Source organism: Sorangium sp. So ce1014, from assembly GCF_051521505.1.
Lineage (GTDB): Bacteria > Myxococcota_A > Polyangia > Polyangiales > Polyangiaceae > Sorangium.
On sequence record NZ_CP150356.1, the window covers coordinates 10,329,919 to 10,347,188 of the forward strand.

At 69.1% G+C, this 17,270-nt stretch carries 16 protein-coding genes; all 16 read left to right on the plus strand.

What is annotated here, in order from left to right; all coding sequences use genetic code 11:
- The first annotated feature begins 92 nt into the window (after positions 1-92).
- A complete protein-coding gene (locus WME75_RS39195; RefSeq protein WP_437481716.1) occupies positions 93-335 on the plus strand; it encodes a hypothetical protein in 243 nt (80 codons plus the stop codon).
- A gap of 10 nt (positions 336-345) precedes the next feature.
- The gene (locus WME75_RS39200) at positions 346-1,326 is read left to right on the plus strand and encodes an aldo/keto reductase (protein WP_437481717.1); all 981 of its coding nucleotides are present in this window, start codon (positions 346-348) and stop codon (positions 1,324-1,326) included.
- Positions 1,327-1,382: 56 nt separating this feature from the next.
- Positions 1,383-2,168 (plus strand): phytanoyl-CoA dioxygenase family protein, encoded by a 786-nt coding sequence (locus WME75_RS39205; RefSeq protein WP_437495014.1) that lies wholly within the window; start codon positions 1,383-1,385, stop codon positions 2,166-2,168.
- Between the two features lie 343 nt (positions 2,169-2,511).
- The gene (locus tag WME75_RS39210; protein ID WP_437481718.1) at positions 2,512-3,207 is read left to right on the plus strand and encodes a cytochrome c3 family protein; all 696 of its coding nucleotides are present in this window, start codon (positions 2,512-2,514) and stop codon (positions 3,205-3,207) included.
- Positions 3,204-6,200 carry a TAT-variant-translocated molybdopterin oxidoreductase gene (locus tag WME75_RS39215; protein WP_437481719.1) on the plus strand — a complete coding sequence of 999 codons (2,997 nt, stop codon included), beginning with the start codon at positions 3,204-3,206 and terminating at the stop codon, positions 6,198-6,200. Before WME75_RS39210 ends, WME75_RS39215 begins: the two co-directional genes overlap by 4 nt.
- A complete protein-coding gene (nrfD, locus tag WME75_RS39220; RefSeq protein WP_437481720.1) occupies positions 6,197-7,630 on the plus strand; it encodes an NrfD/PsrC family molybdoenzyme membrane anchor subunit in 1,434 nt (477 codons plus the stop codon). Before WME75_RS39215 ends, nrfD begins: the two co-directional genes overlap by 4 nt.
- Positions 7,620-8,387 carry a DUF3341 domain-containing protein gene (locus tag WME75_RS39225; protein WP_437481721.1) on the plus strand — a complete coding sequence of 256 codons (768 nt, stop codon included), beginning with the start codon at positions 7,620-7,622 and terminating at the stop codon, positions 8,385-8,387. Before nrfD ends, WME75_RS39225 begins: the two co-directional genes overlap by 11 nt.
- Positions 8,384-8,989 carry a c-type cytochrome gene (locus WME75_RS39230; RefSeq protein ID WP_437481722.1) on the plus strand — a complete coding sequence of 202 codons (606 nt, stop codon included), beginning with the start codon at positions 8,384-8,386 and terminating at the stop codon, positions 8,987-8,989. The genes WME75_RS39225 and WME75_RS39230 overlap by 4 nt, the downstream gene beginning before the upstream one ends.
- On the plus strand, positions 8,986-10,191 hold the full coding sequence (locus WME75_RS39235) for a hypothetical protein (RefSeq protein ID WP_437481723.1): 1,206 nt from the start codon (positions 8,986-8,988) through the stop codon (positions 10,189-10,191). Before WME75_RS39230 ends, WME75_RS39235 begins: the two co-directional genes overlap by 4 nt.
- A gap of 10 nt (positions 10,192-10,201) precedes the next feature.
- Positions 10,202-10,936 (plus strand): hypothetical protein, encoded by a 735-nt coding sequence (locus WME75_RS39240; RefSeq protein WP_437481724.1) that lies wholly within the window; start codon positions 10,202-10,204, stop codon positions 10,934-10,936.
- Positions 10,936-11,778, plus strand: coding sequence for an SCO family protein (locus WME75_RS39245; protein WP_437481725.1), 843 nt, complete (start codon positions 10,936-10,938; stop codon positions 11,776-11,778). The genes WME75_RS39240 and WME75_RS39245 overlap by 1 nt, the downstream gene beginning before the upstream one ends.
- 31 nt (positions 11,779-11,809) lie before the next feature.
- Positions 11,810-12,754: a cytochrome c oxidase subunit II gene (gene coxB / locus WME75_RS39250; protein WP_437481726.1), complete on the plus strand. Its 945-nt coding sequence runs from the start codon at positions 11,810-11,812 to the stop codon at positions 12,752-12,754.
- 19 nt (positions 12,755-12,773) lie between these two features.
- A complete protein-coding gene (gene ctaD, locus WME75_RS39255) occupies positions 12,774-14,411 on the plus strand; it encodes a cytochrome c oxidase subunit I (protein ID WP_437481727.1) in 1,638 nt (545 codons plus the stop codon).
- Entirely contained in the window at positions 14,408-15,094 is a 687-nt protein-coding gene (locus WME75_RS39260) for a cytochrome c oxidase subunit 3 family protein (RefSeq protein WP_437481728.1), read from the plus strand. The genes ctaD and WME75_RS39260 overlap by 4 nt, the downstream gene beginning before the upstream one ends.
- Before the next feature lie 15 nt (positions 15,095-15,109).
- Positions 15,110-15,598 (plus strand): cytochrome C oxidase subunit IV family protein, encoded by a 489-nt coding sequence (locus WME75_RS39265; protein ID WP_437481729.1) that lies wholly within the window; start codon positions 15,110-15,112, stop codon positions 15,596-15,598.
- Between the two features lie 219 nt (positions 15,599-15,817).
- Entirely contained in the window at positions 15,818-17,269 is a 1,452-nt protein-coding gene (locus WME75_RS39270) for a sensor histidine kinase (RefSeq protein ID WP_437481730.1), read from the plus strand.
- Position 17,270 lies beyond the last annotated feature (1 nt).

Below are 17,270 nucleotides of genomic sequence, written 5' to 3' on the forward strand. Positions count from 1 at the left end.
CCGGGGCTCGCCGAGCGCGGGAAGGTCGCCGCGCCGCCCGGGGTCGCTGATTTCCAGGGGCGGGGCGCGCCGGCGACGCTACGCTGCGCCCCGTGAAGGATATCGCGGCGACCGCGACGCTCATCCTGGCGTTCGCGACGTGGGTGACCACCCACGTCGCGCTGGCCGCGCGGCTCGTGCTCCGGAGCGAGCCCCGATGGCGCGGGCTCGTCGCGCTCGTGGTGCCGCCGCTCGCGCCGATGTACGGCTTCCGGCAGGGGTGGCATCGGATGAGCACCCTGTGGCTCGTGTGGCTCATCGTGTACGTGCTCGCGCTCCTCGTCGCGCGGGCGTGAGGAGCGTGGCGTGACCTCCGAGGTGAAGGCTGGAATGACGGAGAAGCGGCGCCCGGGCGCGCCGCCCGGCGTCGTCGTCGGCACGATGAACTTCGGCGGCCGCGCGCCGCCCGAGGAGGCCGAGCGCATCGTCGACCGCGCGCTCGAGCGAGGGATCACCGCGTTCGACACGGCCAACCTCTACCAGGACGGCGCGTCCGAGCGGATCCTCGGCCGGGCGCTGCGCGGCCGCCGGGCCGAGGCGCAGATCGCCACGAAGGTCGGCCTGCGCCGGGTCCGGGGCAAGGCCGAGGGCCTCGGGCGCGCGCAGGTGATCCGCGCCGTCGAGGAGAGCCTCGGGCGCCTCGGCACCGACCGCGTCGACGTCTGCTATCTCCACGCGCCGGATCCCGAGACGCCCGTCGAGGAGACGCTCGCGGCGATCGACGCCCTGCTCGATCAGGGGAAGATCCTGCACTACGGGGTCAGCAACCACGCCTCGTGGCAGATCCTGGAGATCATCGCGCGCCGCGACGCCGAGGGGAAGGCGCGCCCCGCCGTCTCGCAGGTGCTCTACAACGCGCTGATCCGCCAGCTCGACCTCGAGTATGCCGCGTTCACGCGGCGATACTCGGTGGCCACCGCGGTGTACAACCCGCTCGCCGGCGGGCTCCTGACGGGGCGGCACGCGGGGCCGGAGGCGGCGCAGGCGAGCTCGCGCTTCGAGGGCAACCGCCTCTACCAGCGCCGGTACTGGAGCGCGCGCATGTTCGAGCTCGCGGCCAGCTACGCGGCCGTGGCGGCGGACGAGGGGATGAGCCTGCTCTCGCTGTCGTATGCGTGGCTCGCGGGGCGGGAGGTTGTCGACTCCATCCTGGTCGGTCCGGTGCGGGCAGAGCACCTCGACGCGGCCGCCGACGCGATCCAGCGCCCGCTCTCGCCGGAGGCGGCGCGGCGCATGGACGCGCTCTACCGCGACCACCTGGGCACCGACGCGAGCTACGCGCGATGAACGACGGCGCGATGAACGACGGCGCGATGAACGACGGCGCGATGAACGGCCGCGCGATGGACGATCTCCTGCTACCCGAGGCCAGGGCGCTCGACCTCGCGGGCCCCCTCGCCGACTACGCCGCCCGCGGGACCGCCCGGCTCGGGCGCGTGATGACCGACGCGGGGCTCGCGGCGCTCCGCGCGCGCTCGGACGACCTGATGCTCGGGCGCGTGACGTACCCCGGGCTCTTCTTCCAGCACGACGCCGCGTCGGGCCGCTACGAGGATCTGCCTTACGGCAAGGGCTACCAGGGGCCGAGCACGTCGTACCGGAAGCTCGAGAAGCTCGAGAAGGACCCGCTGTTCCTCGCCTGGATCGAGAACCCGCTCTTCGAGAGGGTCGCCCGCTCGCTCATCCAGGGGGAGATCTCCATCTACCGGGCCGTGCTCTTCAACAAGGCCGCGTCCGGTGGGACGACGCTGCCCTGGCACCAGGACGGCGGCAGCTACTGGGGGCTGGATCGCGCCCCCGAGCTGCAGATCTGGACGGCGCTCGACGACGCCCCCGCCGGCGGCGGCTGCGTGGAGGTGCTGGAAGGCAGCCATCTGGGCGGGCTCGCGACGCCGCTCGGCGGCGTCGTTCCGGACGCGCTCGTGCGCGCGGCCGACGCCGACGCCCGCAAGATCGCGCTGCCGGCGCGCGCGGGCGAGGCCCTGCTGATCCACAACTACCTCTGGCACTGCTCCGCCGTGAACCGGAGCGGCCAGCCGCGGCGAGCCCTCACCGTCTGTTACATGAGCCGGGCGACCCGCTGCCTCAGGAAGAAAAAGGCGCCACGCGCGTTCACCCCGGTGTTCTGAGCTCGCCCCCGGGAGAGCGGGCCCGGCGGCAGCGACGGCCCCTCCCGCGACGGGCCCCCCGCCCTCTCCCGCGGCACGGGCCTCGCCAGGCGCTCGGCCGACGTCGACGATTCGGCCGTTTTTTTTCGTTCCAGCGCCAGGCCGGGCTCACCGGCGCATCGTAAGGACGAACGCCGACAGCCGCGGCAAGTTGCCGCGCCCAGCGGCGACCTGCCGCGCCACGGGGCTTCAGTTATCCACCGCGGCAATCTGCCGCGGTCACGCGGCACTTTGCCGTCTTGTCGCACCCCGCCAGCAAGCCATAACTGCGCCCGCGCGTCCCTCCGACGCCCCACACAACCCTATGGCTCGGTTCCTGTTCCCACGATGGGCCAACAAAGTGGTGCCGCTCGGGCTGCTCTTCGGAGTCCTGCCCCTCGGCACCGCTGTGATCGGCGGATTCTGGTACTACGGTACCAACAAACATATCGAGGTCGGGTATCAGCCGGATCAACCGGTTGACTACTCGCACAAGCTGCACGCCGGCGACCTCGGCATGGACTGCCGCTACTGCCACAACACAGTGGAGGTATCCGGCTTCGCCGCAGTTCCACCCACCGAGACGTGCATGAATTGTCACGCCAAGGTGCGGAGGGACAGCGAAATGCTTCTGCTCGTGCAGGAGAGCTGGGCGAACGATCAACCCATCCCCTGGGTGCGCGTCCACAACCTGCCCGACTATGCCTATTTCGACCACTCAGCCCATCTGGCTGCAGGGGTCGGCTGCGTGAGCTGTCACGGCCGCGTCGACCAGATGCACAAGGTCCGACAGGTCGCGCCGCTCTCCATGGGATGGTGCCTGGACTGCCACCGCAATCCGGGTCCCCACCTCCGCAATCCCGCCGACGTCACCAAGATGGATATGGCGCCATCGACGGCCGTCATGGCGGGCGCCGGGGTCCCCGCGACCGGGGAACCTTACAACGATCGTGTGCCAGCGGTCACGACCTCCGGGCGGCAGGTGCAGGCGCCGCTCCACTGCTCGGGGTGCCACCGATGAAACGAACTCCTCTCCCCCTCGCCCAGGACATCTCTGGGAAAACCTACTGGCGCAGCTTGAGCGAGCTCGCCGGCTCGCCCGACTTCGTCGATGCGCTCGGGCGCGAGTTCCCTCCGGCCGCGTTCGAGCCGCCGGAGGGCGTCGGGCGGCGCACGTTCCTCAGCCTCATGGGCGCGTCGCTCGCCCTCGGCGGCCTCGTGGGCTGCCGCCGGCCCGTCGAGCAGATCCTGCCGTACTCGCGCGCCCCGGAGGAGGTCATCCCCGGCCAGCCGCTGTTCTTCGCGACCGCGCTGCCGATGATGGGCACGGCCTTCGGCGTCCTCGTCGAGAGCCACGAGGGGCGCCCCACGAAGATCGAGGGCAACCCGAAGCACCCCGAGAGCCTCGGCGCGACCACCCTCTACACCCAGGCCGCGGTCCTCGACCTCTACGATCCCGACCGCAGCAAGTCGCCGCGCGAGGGCGCGGCCGCCAAGTCCTGGGACGACGCGGCCGCGTTCCTGCGCGCCGAGGGCGACAAGCTCCGCGGCCGCAGCGGCAAGGGGCTCACGATCCTGACCGAGGCGCACAGGTCGCCGACGCTGGCCGCGCGCCTCGCCGATCTCCGCAAGACGCTGCCGGAGGCGCGCATCGTCCGGTACGAGCCGTTCTCCCGCGACGCCGCGCGCGAGGGCGCGCGGCTCGCGTTCGGCAAGCCGCTCGAGACGACGCTCGACCTGACGAAGGCGCGCGTCATCGTCGCGCTCGACGCCGACCTGTTCGGCACCGACGGCAGCCCGATCAAGCAGGCGCGCGCGTTCGCGGCGGGCCGCGCGGTCGACAAGGACCCGAAGGCGATGAACCGCCTCTACGCCGTCGAGAGCACCTTCTCGATCACCGGCGCGGCCGCGGATCACCGGCTCCGGATCCAGAGCCGCAAGATCCCCGCCTTCGCCTTCGCGCTCGCGACCGAGCTCGGCAAGCGCGGGGTCGCGCTCGACGCGGATCTGCTCAAGACGCTCGAGGGCAAGTCGGGCGGTCTCGACGCCAAGGCGACCCGGCACGTCGCCGCCATCGCCGCCGATCTCGCGGCGAACCGCGGCCTGGGCGCGCTCGTGGTGGGGCGCTCGCTGCCGAAGGAGGTCCACGCCGTCGCGCACCTCATCAACCTCGCCCTCGACAACACCGGCAGGGCCGTCCGGCTCGTCGCGCCCTTCGACGAGTCGCGCGAGGGCCCCGAGGCGCTCGTCGAGCTCGCGGGCGCCATCGGGCGCAACGAGGTCGAGACGCTGATCATCCTGGGCGGCAACCCGGCCTTCGACGCGCCCGCCGACGCGCGCTTCGCCGACGCGCTCGCCAAGGTGCCCGTGAGCGTGCACGTCTCGACGCACGTCGACGAGACGAGCGAGCGCTCCCGCTGGCACCTGAACCGCGCCCACCCGCTGGAGTCGTGGAGCGACGTCCGGGCGGAGGACGGGACGGCCAGCATCGCGCAGCCGCTCATCGCGCCGCTCTTCGGCGGCAGGACCGACGCCGAGATCATCGAGCTGCTGCTCGGCGGCTCGCGGACCGCCTACGACCTGGTGAGGGCGACCTGGCTGAACGCCGAGGGCGCGAAGCGCACCGAGCAGGACCTCCGCCGCGCGCTGCACGACGGCCTCTTCGCGGGGAGCCAGCTCGCCGACGAGCAGGTGACCGCCACGACGCAGGCCGCGGTCGACGCGCTGCGGGCGTTCGCGCCCGCAGCGGCAGAGGGCCTGGAGGTGACCTTCCGGCCCGACATGCACGCGTGGGACGGGCGGTTCGCGAACAACGGGTGGCTCCAGGAGCTGCCCCACCCGATGACCAAGCTCACCTGGGGCAGCGGCGCGAACCTCTCGCCGTCGACCGCGGCGCGGCTCGGCCTCAAGGACGGCGACGTCGTGACGCTGTCGGGCGCCGGCGCCTCGGTCCGGATCCCCGTCGTCGTCGCGCCGGGGCAGGCCGACGACTCGGTCGCCATCGGCGTCGGCCAGGGCCGGCGCGCAGAGCTCCGGGTCGGGCGCGGCGTCGGCGTCGACACGACCCCGCTCCGCAAGAGCGACGCCTTCGAGCTCGCCGTCGGCTTCTCGCTGGAGAAGACCGGCGCGGTGGCGGAGCTCGCGCGCACCCAGGAGCACTTCGTCATGGAGGGCCGCCCGCTCGCGCGCGAGGGGACGCTCGCCGAGCTCGAGAAGGACCCGGCGTTCGCCCAGAAGCAGGTCCACGTGCCGCCGCTCCTCAGCCTGTTCAAGGAGCCGAACCGCCGGCAGGGACACGCCTGGGGCATGAGCATCGATCTCAACGCCTGCATCGGGTGCAACGCGTGCGTGATCGCCTGCCAGGCCGAGAACAACATCCCTGTCGTGGGCATCGAGGGCGTGCGTGAGACGCGCGAGATGCACTGGCTGCGGGTGGATCGTTACTTCCAGGGCACCGACCCGAACGAGCCCGAGAGCATCCAGCAGCCGCTCCCCTGCCAGCACTGCGAGAACGCGCCGTGCGAGCAGGTGTGCCCGGTCGCCGCCACGGCCCACAGCCCCGAGGGGCTGAACGACATGGCGTACAACCGCTGCGTCGGCACGAAGTACTGCGCCAACAACTGCCCGTACAAGGTGCGTCGCTTCAACTTCTTCGAATACGGCCAGCCGGACTCGGAGTCGCGGAAGATGCAGTTCAACCCCAACGTCACCGTCCGATCGCGGGGCGTCATGGAGAAGTGCACCTTCTGCGTGCAGCGGATCAACAGCGCCAAGATCGAGGCCAAGAAAGAGGGACGGGAGCACGTCAAGGACGGCGAGGTCGTGACCGCGTGCCAGGGCGCTTGCCCGACGCAGGCCATCGCCTTCGGCGACCTCAACGACCAGACGAGCCAGGTGTCCGTGACGTCCGCGAGCCCGCGCGGTTACAGGATGCTGGACGAGATCAACACAAAGCCGCGGGTCACCTACCTCGCCAAGATCCGCAACAAGAACCCGGAGCTCGCCGACGCATGAGCGCCACAGCACCTCTCCAGGTCGACCCCCCCCGGGTCTCCGACCGCGCCGCCCTCTTGGACGAGGCGCCGCTCGTGCAGGGGAAGGACGACTTCCGTTCGCTCACCGACAAGATCTCGGGGATCGTCCTCACCAAGCCGCCCTCGGGGTGGCTCATCCTGTTCTGCCTCGCCATCAGCCTCCTGCTCGTCCTCGGCGGCTCGCTCGTCCACCTCGTCGGGAAGGGCATCGGCATCTGGGGGCTGAACACCACGGTCAACTGGGCGTGGGACATCACCGGCTTCGTGTTCTGGGTCGGCATCGGCCACGCCGGCACGCTCATCAGCGCCATCCTCTTCCTCTTCCGCCAGAAGTGGAGGACGAGCATCAACCGAGCGGCGGAGGCGATGACGATCTTCGCCGTCGCGTGCGCCGCCATCTACCCGGTGGCCCACCTGGGCCGGATCTGGTTCGCCCACTGGCTGTTCCCGATCCCGAACCAGATGAGCATCTGGCCGAACTTCAAGAGCCCCCTGCTCTGGGACGTCTTCGCCGTCTCGACCTACGCGACGGTCTCGGCCCTCTTCTGGTTCGTCGGGCTCATCCCCGATCTCGCCACGATCCGCGACCGGGCCACGAGCCGGACGAAGCAGATCGTCTTCGGGATCCTCTGCCTCGGGTGGCGCGGCTCGCACCGCCACTGGCTCCATTACGAGCGCGCCTACCTGATCTTCGCCGGGCTCTCGACGCCGCTCGTGCTCAGCGTGCACACGATCGTGTCGTTCGACTTCGCCGTCTCGATCGTGCCCGGCTGGCACACCACCATCTTCCCGCCGTACTTCGTCGCCGGCGCCATCTTCAGCGGGTTCGCGATGGTCGTCACGCTGATGGTGTTCGCGCGCAAGGCGTTCGGCCTCGAGGGCCTCATCACCACCCGGCACCTCGAGAACATGAACAAGGTGATCGTCGCGACCGGCACCATGGTCGGCTACGCGTACGCGATGGAGCTCTTCATCGCGTGGTACAGCGGCAACGGCTACGAGCGGTTCGCCTTCGCGAACCGCATCCTCGGCCCGTACTCGTGGGCCTACTGGACCATGGTGAGCTGCAACGTCATCTTCCCGCAGCTCTTCTGGTTCAAGAAGGTGCGCACCAGCATCCCCGCGATGTTCGTGATCTCGATCCTGGTCAACATCGGGATGTGGTTCGAGCGCTTCGTCATCATCGTGACGAGCCTCCACCGCGACTTCCTCCCGTCCAGCTGGACCTACTTCCGCCCGAGCATCTGGGATATGTCGACGTTCTTCGGTTCGTTCGGCCTCTTCTTCACCCTCTTCCTGCTGTTCGTCCGCTACCTCCCGATGGTCGCGCTCAGCGAGGTGAAGGCGATCACGGCGGCGGCCGATCCTCACGGCTCGCACAGCAACGACGAGGCTCATCATGCAGCGTGACAGCGATTCTCCGAGCCGGAAGCGCTCCGGGGAGCCTGCCTCGACCGAGGAGGCAGGAGGGCTCAAGGACTCCGATCGCGAAGGCCCGGCCGACGACAAGCCGCAGGGCTTCGTGCCCGAGGACGAGGCGGAATACGACAAGCCCCACGAGGAGGGGCCGCACGGGAAAGCGGCGCTCGCGATCGAGCGCAAGCTGGAGCACCGGGCCGAGGAGGAGGCGGCCGCGGCGTCGTCCCCGTTCGCGCTGATGGGCTACTTCACGACCCCGAAGGACATCTATCACGCGTGCGAGACGCTCCGGGACGCCGGGTACAGCCGCTTCGATGCGCACACGCCGTTCGCCGTGCACGGGCTGGAGAAGGCGATGGGGCTCAAGGCGTCGCCGCTGCCGTGGCTCGTGCTCGGCGGCGGGGCGGCGGGGCTCGGCGGCGGCATCCTGCTCGCCTGGTACACGCAGCTCTACGACTACCCGCTCATCATCAGCGGCAAGCCGGCCTTCTCGTACCAGGCCTTCATCCCGATCTTCTTCGAGCTCACGGTCCTCGTCGCGGCGCTCACGTGCTTCTTCGGGCTCTTCGCGCTCGGGCGTCTGCCGTCCTTCTTCCACCCCACCATGACGCACCCCTCATTTCCGCGCGCGACCGACGACGCCTTCTTCATCAGCGTCGAGGTGAGCGACCCGAAGTTCGATGCCACGGAGACGCGCAACCTCCTCCAGCGCGCAGGCGCGCAGGGCATCAGGGAGGTCTCCTCGTGAAACGCTGGTGTATTCCCCTCCTCGTCGTCCTGGCAGGCTGCCGCGGACAGGCGAGCAGCGACCCGCCGATCCACGTCTTCGGGGACATGGACTGGCAGCCCAAGTTCCAGCCCGAGGAGGGCAACCGCCTGTTCCCCGACGGCCGGTCGATGCGGCCCCTCGTGCAGGGCACGGTGCACCAGGGGGCGCTCGACGAGAGCGACGCCTACCGCACCGGCAAGGACGGCGAGACGTTCCTGGCGATGGCGCCTGTCACCGTCGACGAGACGGTGGTCCGGCGCGGCCAGGATCGGTTCAACATCTACTGCGCGCCCTGCCATGACCAGGCCGGCAGCGGGCAGGGCATGGTGGTGAAGCGCGGGTACCCGCCGCCCATCGACCTCGCGTCCGAAAGGGCGCGCGGCCTGCCCGACGGCGAGATCTTCCACGTCATCTCGAACGGCGTCCGGAACATGCCGTCTTATCGGAAGCAGATCCCGGCCCGGGACCGGTGGGCGATCGTCACGTGGGTGCGCGTGCTGCAGCGCAGCCAGCACGGGCGCATCGACGACGTCCCGGAGACCCAGCGGGGCAACATCGCGAAGGAGAGCGGAACTCCATGAAGTCTCACGGAAGTGCTCTGGCCGAGGACACGAAGGTCCTCGATCGGGCGGTCGCGAAGCGGCTCGTCTCGAGGAGCATGGTGCTCGCCATCGCCGGCGTGGCGCTCTCGGCGCTGGCGGCGGTCGTCGACACGAAGCGTTTCGCGTTCTCGTACCTCACCGGCTTCACCTGGGTCGTGACGATCGGGCTCGGCGCCCTGTTCTTCGTGATCATCCAGCACCTGACGCGCGCGCGCTGGTCGGCGGCCGCGCGCCGTCACATGGAGTGGATGAGCGGCGTCCTGCCCGCGTGCGCCGTGCTGTTCCTCCCGGTCGCGGTGCTCGCCCACGACATCTACCATCACTGGATGGGGCCCCAGGCCGCGAACGACCACCTGCTCCAGCAGAAGGCGCCGTACCTGAACCCGACCTTCTTCTACATCCGCGCCGGGGTGTTCCTCGCGGCGTGGGCGGCCCTGTCGCTGTGGTTCATCAAGACCTCCCGCGCGCAGGACGAGAGCGCCGATTTCCGCCCCACGGCGAAGATGCGGGCCGGGAGCGCCCCGGCCGTGATCGTCTTTGCCCTGACGATCTCGTTCGCGTCGTTCGACTGGCTGATGAGCATCGACCCGCACTGGTACTCGACGATCTTCGGCGTCTACGTGTTCGCCGGCGCGGCCACGAGCTCCCTCTCGGCGCTCGCGCTGATCACGATCGCGCTCCACAAGGCGGGGCTCTTGCGCAAGGTGAGCAACGTCGAGCGCCAGCACGACATTGGCAAGCTGCTCTTCGGCTTCACGATCTTCTGGGCCTACATCGCGTTCTCGCAGTTCCTGCTCATCTGGTACGCCAACATCCCGGAGGAGACGATCTTCTATCTTCACCGCTGGGAGGGTTCGTGGAAGGTCGTGAGCCTGGCCCTCTTGTTCGGGCACTTCGTCGTGCCGTTCCTCGTCCTCCTGTCCCGGCACGCCAAGCGGAGCCCGCTGGTCCTCGGGGCGGCGTCGGTGCTCCTCCTCGTGATGCACTACGTCGACCTCTACTGGCTGATCATGCCGAACATGGACCACCACGGCGCGCACCTGAGCTGGATCGACCTCGCCGGCTTGCTCGGCCCGCTGGGCGTGGGAGCCTGGGTGCTCTCGCTTCAAGCGGCCAAGAGCCCGCTGTATCCGCTGAATGACCCTCACCTTGCCGAAGCGGCTCGGATCGACAACCCGTAAGGAGCCGGCCATGAGCGAAGCGACTGACAACACTGCGACCGAGCACGCCGAGACCGAGCACGCCGAGGCGGATCGGCCGAACAACTCGCTCATCCTCGTGATCGTGATCGCCACGCTGGCGTCCCTCGTTGTGACCGTGCTCTTCGTGAACGAGGTCTTCAAGTCGACGATGGAGCGGGAGATCTCGAGCAAGGTGCTCGAGCCGCCGAGCAGCGCGCTCCGCGGCCTGCGGGCCATGGAGCAGGAGCGCCTCAGCCGCTACCAGTGGGCGAACGAGAAGGACGGCGTCGTCCGCATCCCGATCGATCAGGCCGTCGCGCTCACCCTGAAGGACTACCAGGAGAAGCGCGTGGGGAGCGCGGCCGTTCCCGCTGCGACCACGCCCGAGCAGGCCGCGCAGCCCGAGGAGAGCAACACGAAGGCAAGCGAGGCCGCGCCCCCGGGCGCCGAGGGCGGCCAGCCGCCCAAGGACGCAGCGAAGCCGGGCGACAAGGACGCGGCCAAGCCCGCCGACGCGGCCAAGCCCGCCGACGCGGCCAAGCCCGCCGACGCGGCCAAGCCTGCCGACGCGGCCAAGCCCGCCGACGCGGCCAAGCCCGCCGACGCGGCCAAGCCTGCCGACGCGGCCAAGCCCGCCCAGCCCGCGCAATCCGGAGGCGCGGCGCCCAAGCCCGCCCAGCCCGCGCAGCCTGGAGGCGCGGCGCCCAAGCCCGCCAGCCCGGCGCCGTCCGCTCCGGTGCAGTGATGTCTCGCCCGCTGTCCGCCTTGCTCGCTGTGCTCGCGCTCGTGGTGGCCACGGTCACCCCGGCGCGGAGCGCGCGGGCGGCGGACACGACCATTCCAACAGAGCTCGTCGGCGTCGACATCGAGGAGCGGCCGGGAGCCATGCTCCCGCGCGAGCTCCGGCTCCGCGATCAGTCGGGGCAAGAGGTCGAGCTCGGCCGGTACGCGACGGGCGACAAGCCCCTCGTCCTGGTGCTCGGTTACTTCGAGTGCCCGATGCTCTGCTCGCTGGTCCTCAACGGCGTGCTCCAGGCCATGAAGGAGAGCGACTGGAGCGCGGGCAAGGAGTACCGCACCCTCGTCGTGAGCTTCGATCCCCGCGATACGCCCGACGCCGCGCGCAAGAAGCGGGCGAACTATATCGAGGCCTACGGCAGGCCGATCCTCGGCGACGGCTTCGAGTTCCTTGTCGGCGACGAGGCGTCGGTGCGCACGCTCGCCAACACCGTGGGCTTCGGCTACCGATGGGACGAGACGACGAAGCAGTACGCGCACGCTGCGGGCGCGTTTGTCTTCACGCCGGACGGGCGCCTATCGCGTACCCTGTACGGCATCTCCTTCCCGCAGAAGAACTTCAGCCTCGCGCTGCGCGAAGCGGGCAGCGGGCTGGTCGGGAGCGCCTGGGATCGGGTGCTGCTGTTCTGTTTCCATTACGATCCCAACGCCCGAGGTTACGTCCTGGCGACGAAGCGGCTGATGATGGCGTCCGGCGCCTTCACCGTCGTGCTGATCGGGCTCTGGCTCATGCGCTTCTGGCGGACTGAACGCACCCGCACGAGGGCGCGCGTAAACGAGGCTTCCTAAGACACAAGGTGGCGGAGCCACAACTATGGTGATGAATAACCCGATCGAACTCGGCTCATTCTGGCTGCCCCGCCAGGGCTCGACGCTCGCGGAGCGGATCGACGCCGGCTGGGACGCGGCCTACTGGGTCTCCGTCGTCTTCTTCTTCCTGGTCCTCGGGGCGGTCGTGCTGTTCGCCGTCAAGTACCGGCGGCGCAGCGAGCACGACAAGACGAGCCCCATCGACCACAGCGCGGCCGTCGAGGTCGCGTGGACGGTGATCCCGCTCGGCATCCTGATCGTGCTCTTCTTCGTGGGCATGCGCGGCTACGTGCACGCCTCCGTCGCGCCGGCCGAGTCCTACGAGATCAACGTCACGGGCGAGATGTACCTGTGGACGTTCACCTACCCCGACGGGACGACGACCGTGAACGAGCTCGCCGTGCCGCGGGGTCGCCCGGTGCGGCTGATCCTGAGCTCGAAGGACATCCTCCACAGCTTCTACATCCCGGAGTTCCGCGTGAAGCAGGACATGGTCCCGGGCTCGTACACGTCGGTGTGGTTCGAGGCGACGGAGACGCGCGAGACGGTGGTCCTGTGCACCGAGTACTGCGGCTCCGGCCACTCCGACATGATGGCGACGGTCAAGGTGCTGGAGCCGTCGGAGTTCGAGAAGTGGCTCGAGGGCAACAACAACAGCGACCTCCCGCCCGAGGAGCTCGGCAAGACGCTCTTCGCCAAGCGGAGCTGCGCGACCTGCCACTCGCTCGACGGCACGCGCCTCCAGGGCCCGTCGCTCAAGGGGCTGTTCGGCCGCGAGGAGGAGCTCGTGGACGGCTCCAAGGTCATCGCGGACGAGAACTATTTCCGCGAGAGCGTCTTCAACCCGGCCGGCCAGGTCGTGCGCGGCTACCCGCCGGTGATGCCGTCGTTCAAGGGGCTCCTCAAGGACAGAGAAGTGGATGCGCTCATCGCTTACCTGAAGACGGTGAAGTGAGCGCCGCGGAGAAGCAGCCATGTCGCAGACCGTAACAACCCTTGATGTCAATACGGCGCCCGACGCCGGGCACGGAGCGGATTACATCCGGGCCACGAGCGGGATCATGTCGTGGCTCACCACGGTCGATCACAAGCGGATCGGCCTGATGTACCTCGCCAGCACCTTCGTCGCGTTCCTCATGGGCGGCGTCTTCGCGCTCATCCTGCGGCTCGAGCTCCTGACGCCGAAGGCGACGATCATCAGCGCGAACGCCTATAACCAGATGTTCACGCTCCACGGCGCGGTGATGACGTTCCTGTTCATCATCCCGAGCATCCCCGGCGCGCTCGGCAACTTCCTCCTGCCGATCATGATCGGCGCGAAGGACGTCGCCTTCCCCAAGCTGAACCTCCTCAGCCTGTATCTCTACTGGATCGGCGCCCTCTTCACGCTGTCGTCGCTCGTCACGGGCGGCATCGACACCGGCTGGACGTTCTACGTCCCGTACTCGAGCACGGTGACGACGACCTCGGTCCTGAGCGTCACGTTCGGCGTCTTCATCCTCGGCTTCTCCAGCGTGCTCACGGGGCTGAACTTCATCGTCACGATGCACAAGCTCCGGGCGCCCGGGATGGGCTGGTACAAGATGCCGCTCATGCTCTGGTCGCTCTACGCGACGAGCATCGTCCAGATCCTCGCGACCCCCGTCCTCGGCATCACGCTCCTCCTGCTCATCGCCGAGCGCGCGTTCAACATCGGCATCTTCGACCCGGCGCTCGGCGGCGACCCGGTGCTCTACCAGCACTTCTTCTGGTTCTACAGCCACCCGGCCGTTTACATCATGATCCTGCCGGGCATGGGCATCATCAGCGAGCTCATCGCCGTCCACGCGCGGCGCAGGGTCTTCGGCTACAAGGCGATCGCCTTCTCCAGCATCGCCATCGCCCTGGTCGGCTTCCTCGTGTGGGGCCACCACATGTTCACCTCGGGCCAGAGCGAGTTCGCGGCGATCATCTTCTCGTTTTTGACCTTCCTCGTCGCCATCCCCAGCGGGGTCAAGGTCTTCAACTGGACCGCCACGCTGTGGCGCGGCTCGATCAGCTTCAAGGCGCCGATGCTGTACGCGCTGTCGTTCCTCATCCTCTTCTCGATCGGCGGCCTCACCGGCATCTTCCTCGGGATGCTCAGCGTGGACCTGCACCTGCACGACACGTACTTCGTGGTCGCGCACTTCCACTACGTGATGGTGGGCGGCACCGTCATCGCCTTCTTCGGCGGGCTCCACCACTGGTGGCCCAAGATCACCGGGAAGATGTACTCCGAGAGGCTCGCCGCCATCGCCTGCGTGCTCGTCTTCATCGGGTTCAACGTCACGTTCTTCTCGCAGTTCGTCATGGGCAGCCGCGGGATGCCGCGGCGCTACTACAACTACCTGGACCAGTTCCAGCCGCTGCACGCCTTCTCGACCGTGGGCTCGTGGATCCTGGGCGCCGGCATCCTCGTGATGCTCGTCTGCTTCATCCGCTCGCTCCGCTCCGGCGCGCCGGCGCCGGCGAACCCCTGGGGCGGGCTCAGCCTCGAGTGGACCACCGCCTCTCCGCCCATCACCGAGAACTTCGTCCGCACCCCGATCGTGACCAAGGGCGCATACGACTTCAACACGGAGAACTCATGAGCGCGCACGCCGAGGCCGCCGATCGGCCGAACAAGGCAGGGCCGGTCCTGTCCCCGAACTTCCACGTCGCCCATCATTTCGACTCCGCGGACACGCAGTTCGACGCCGGCAGGATGGGCATCTGGCTCTTCCTGGTCACCGAGGTCCTCCTCTTCGGCGGGCTGTTCTGTGCGTTCGCCGTCTTCCGGACCTGGTTCTTCGACTCCTTCGTGGAGGCCCACCATCACCTCGACAGGGTGATGGGCGGCATCAACACGCTCGTGCTCATCTGCTCCAGCCTGACGATGGCGCTCGCCGTCCGGTCAGCGCAGAAGAGCGACAAGAAGACCACCACCCGGCTGCTCGTGGTGACCCTGCTCTGCGCGGCCGCATTCCTCGTCATCAAGTACTTCGAGTACCAGCACAAGTTCCACGACGGCCTCCTGCCCGGGAAGTACTTCACCGCCGAGGGCTTCACCACGGCCCACGCGGGGATCTTCTTCGCCATCTACTTCATGATGACCGGCATTCACGGCCTGCACGTCATCATCGGGATGGGGCTCATCACGTGGATCCTCATCCGCAACACGCGGGGTGAGTTCTCGAGCCGTTACTACTCGCCGGTCGAAGGGGTGGGGCTGTACTGGCACCTCGTCGACCTCATCTGGATCTATCTCTTCCCCCTCCTCTACCTGGTGGGCTGAGGTCTAGAGGACAGCATGTCGACACACGCAGAAGCAGCCGGCGCGCACGGACACGAGCACGGCCATGGCCACGGGCACGGCGCAGACCACGTGCCCCACGTCCTGCCGCTCAAGATCTACATCGGCACGTGGCTCGCGCTGCTCGTGCTCACGGTCGTGACCGTGGGGGCGAGCTACGTCGACCTCGGCGCGGCCAACCTGGCCATCGCGGTCGTCATCGCGACGGTGAAGGCGGGCGTCGTGGCGCTCATCTTCATGCACCTGAAGTGGGACCATAAGTTCCACGCCCTGATCTTCGCCTCGTCGCTCATCTTCCTGGCGATCTTCATCGGCTTCACCATGTTCGACACGAACAACCGCGGGCGAGCCGAGAAGATCGAGGCCGAGCGGCCGGCGGACATCAAGGCGCCGTTCGACGGAAAGCGCGCCGTCGACAACTGGAACGTGAAGCGGCCGCACAAGGTCGCCCCGCCGCCCAAGCAGGTCCACCAGGGGACCGAGTGACCGGCTGCGGGGCCGAGCGCCCCGCAGCACGCGTCAAATGTAAGCAAGATCACAATTGAAAGTCGCGGGAATCACGGGAGTTTTCCGTGCCAACCCGCGGGAGTGCGCACGGACGCACCTCGCGCGTGCTCGCGGCTTTCGTGCGCGGTACAAGGGGGCGGATGCAAGGCAACGTCGAAAGGTGGCTCCGGGCTGAACGCCGGGCACCTCGACCGCGCCATGGAAAGCCCCCCTGTCCGCGCGCGGATGCAATCCTCCTTTCAACCATGGTCGTTTGACGCAGGTCCCGACCCCACCAAGAGCGGCGCGCCGCCGGCGGCGCGGCGACGGCTCGCGGTGCTGCTGTCCGGACCGAAGCCCCCGTCGTGGGACACCGCCGATCGGTGGCTGATCCAGCTGCGCTGGGTGGCGATCGCGGGGATGATCGCCACGACGGTCGCGAGCAGGAAGCTCGTGCCCGACCTCAGGCTCGGGCCGCTGATCCTCGGCATCGCGGCCATCACCGTGGCGAACCTCGCCTGGACCTTCCGGGTCCGGCGCGCGCGCCGGCGGGACGCGGCCGAGGCCTCGGCGCGCGAGCCCGCGCCCGCGCAGGAGCTCGCGCGGGCCCAGCTCGTGGGCGACGTCGTCGCGAACGCCTGGATGCTCTGGTTCTCGGGCGGGCTGGAGAACCCGTTCGCCGTCTTCCTCGCCTTCCACATCGCCCTCTCCGGCCTGCTCTGCCCGCGGCGCACGACCGTGCTCCTGGGCCTCTTGACGCTGACGGCGATCGCCGTGCTGACCCACGCGGCGCCGCTGCCGCTCGACTCCGCGCCGCTCGGCGGCGACCGCATCCGGCAGCTCGGCGACCTCGTCTCGCTCACGTCGCTGACGGTGTTCCTCGGCTTCTTCGTCGTCGTCTACGCGCACAGGCTCGAGGAGCTCCGGCAGCAGAGCCAGCGCAACGAGCGGCTGGCGATGCTCGGGCGCATGGTCGGCGGCATGTCGCACGAGCTCAGCACGCCGCTCGCGACGATCCTCCTCGCGAGCAAGGACCTGGTCGACGTGGCGCGCGAGACGGGCTCCGAGGACGCGGCGCGCATGGCCGAGACGGTGGCCGGCGAGGCCAGGCGCGCGAGCGACATCATCAGCCTGATGCGCGGCCAGATCCGGCTCGACCAGCGGCTCGAGCCGCTGGAGCTCACCCGCTTCGTGCGCGACCTGGCGAAGGTCGAGCTCGCGCGGCTCGGCTACCGGGGCGAGCTCGCGTTCGACACGCCGCGGCCGGTGCAGGCGAACGTGCTCAAGCCGGCGCTCCGCCAGGTGCTCGTCAACCTGCTCGCCAACGCCGCCGAGGCGACGGCCGACGGGGCCGAGCAGCGGATCGAGCTGAGCGTCGTCGAGCGCGGCGACGTCTGCGAGATCGCGGTCTCCGACACCGGGCCGGGGCTGAGCCCCGAGATCGCCGGGCGGCTCGGGGAGCCCTTCCAGACGACGAAGATGTCGCAGGGCGGGATGGGGCTCGGGCTCTACATCAGCTCGATGATGGCCTCGCGCATGAACGCTGTGCTGCGCATGGAGAGCGTCGAGACCGGCGGGGCGAAGGCGACCTTGCGCCTCCGCCTCGACGGGACCACGGGCCCGATGGACGCGGATCTCTCCCCCGCGCTGAAGCGCGCCGGGGCGGCCTGAG

Excerpts from the sequence above, each read along its gene's own strand:
- WME75_RS39235 (WP_437481723.1), top strand. The coding sequence starts at position 8,986 with ATGAAGTCTCACGGAAGTGCTCTGGCCGAGGACACGAAGGTCCTCGAT.
- WME75_RS39210 (WP_437481718.1), top strand. The coding sequence starts at position 2,512 with ATGGCTCGGTTCCTGTTCCCACGATGGGCCAACAAAGTGGTGCCGCTC.
- WME75_RS39265 (WP_437481729.1), top strand. The coding sequence starts at position 15,110 with ATGTCGACACACGCAGAAGCAGCCGGCGCGCACGGACACGAGCACGGC.
- WME75_RS39205 (WP_437495014.1), top strand. The coding sequence starts at position 1,383 with ATGGACGATCTCCTGCTACCCGAGGCCAGGGCGCTCGACCTCGCGGGC.
- WME75_RS39215 (WP_437481719.1), top strand. The coding sequence starts at position 3,204 with ATGAAACGAACTCCTCTCCCCCTCGCCCAGGACATCTCTGGGAAAACC.
- WME75_RS39240 (WP_437481724.1), top strand. The coding sequence starts at position 10,202 with ATGAGCGAAGCGACTGACAACACTGCGACCGAGCACGCCGAGACCGAG.
- ctaD (WP_437481727.1), top strand. The coding sequence starts at position 12,774 with ATGTCGCAGACCGTAACAACCCTTGATGTCAATACGGCGCCCGACGCC.
- WME75_RS39225 (WP_437481721.1), top strand. The coding sequence starts at position 7,620 with ATGCAGCGTGACAGCGATTCTCCGAGCCGGAAGCGCTCCGGGGAGCCT.
- WME75_RS39270 (WP_437481730.1), top strand. The coding sequence starts at position 15,818 with ATGGAAAGCCCCCCTGTCCGCGCGCGGATGCAATCCTCCTTTCAACCA.
- WME75_RS39260 (WP_437481728.1), top strand. The coding sequence starts at position 14,408 with ATGAGCGCGCACGCCGAGGCCGCCGATCGGCCGAACAAGGCAGGGCCG.
- WME75_RS39245 (WP_437481725.1), top strand. The coding sequence starts at position 10,936 with ATGTCTCGCCCGCTGTCCGCCTTGCTCGCTGTGCTCGCGCTCGTGGTG.
- coxB (WP_437481726.1), top strand. The coding sequence starts at position 11,810 with ATGAATAACCCGATCGAACTCGGCTCATTCTGGCTGCCCCGCCAGGGC.
- nrfD (WP_437481720.1), top strand. The coding sequence starts at position 6,197 with ATGAGCGCCACAGCACCTCTCCAGGTCGACCCCCCCCGGGTCTCCGAC.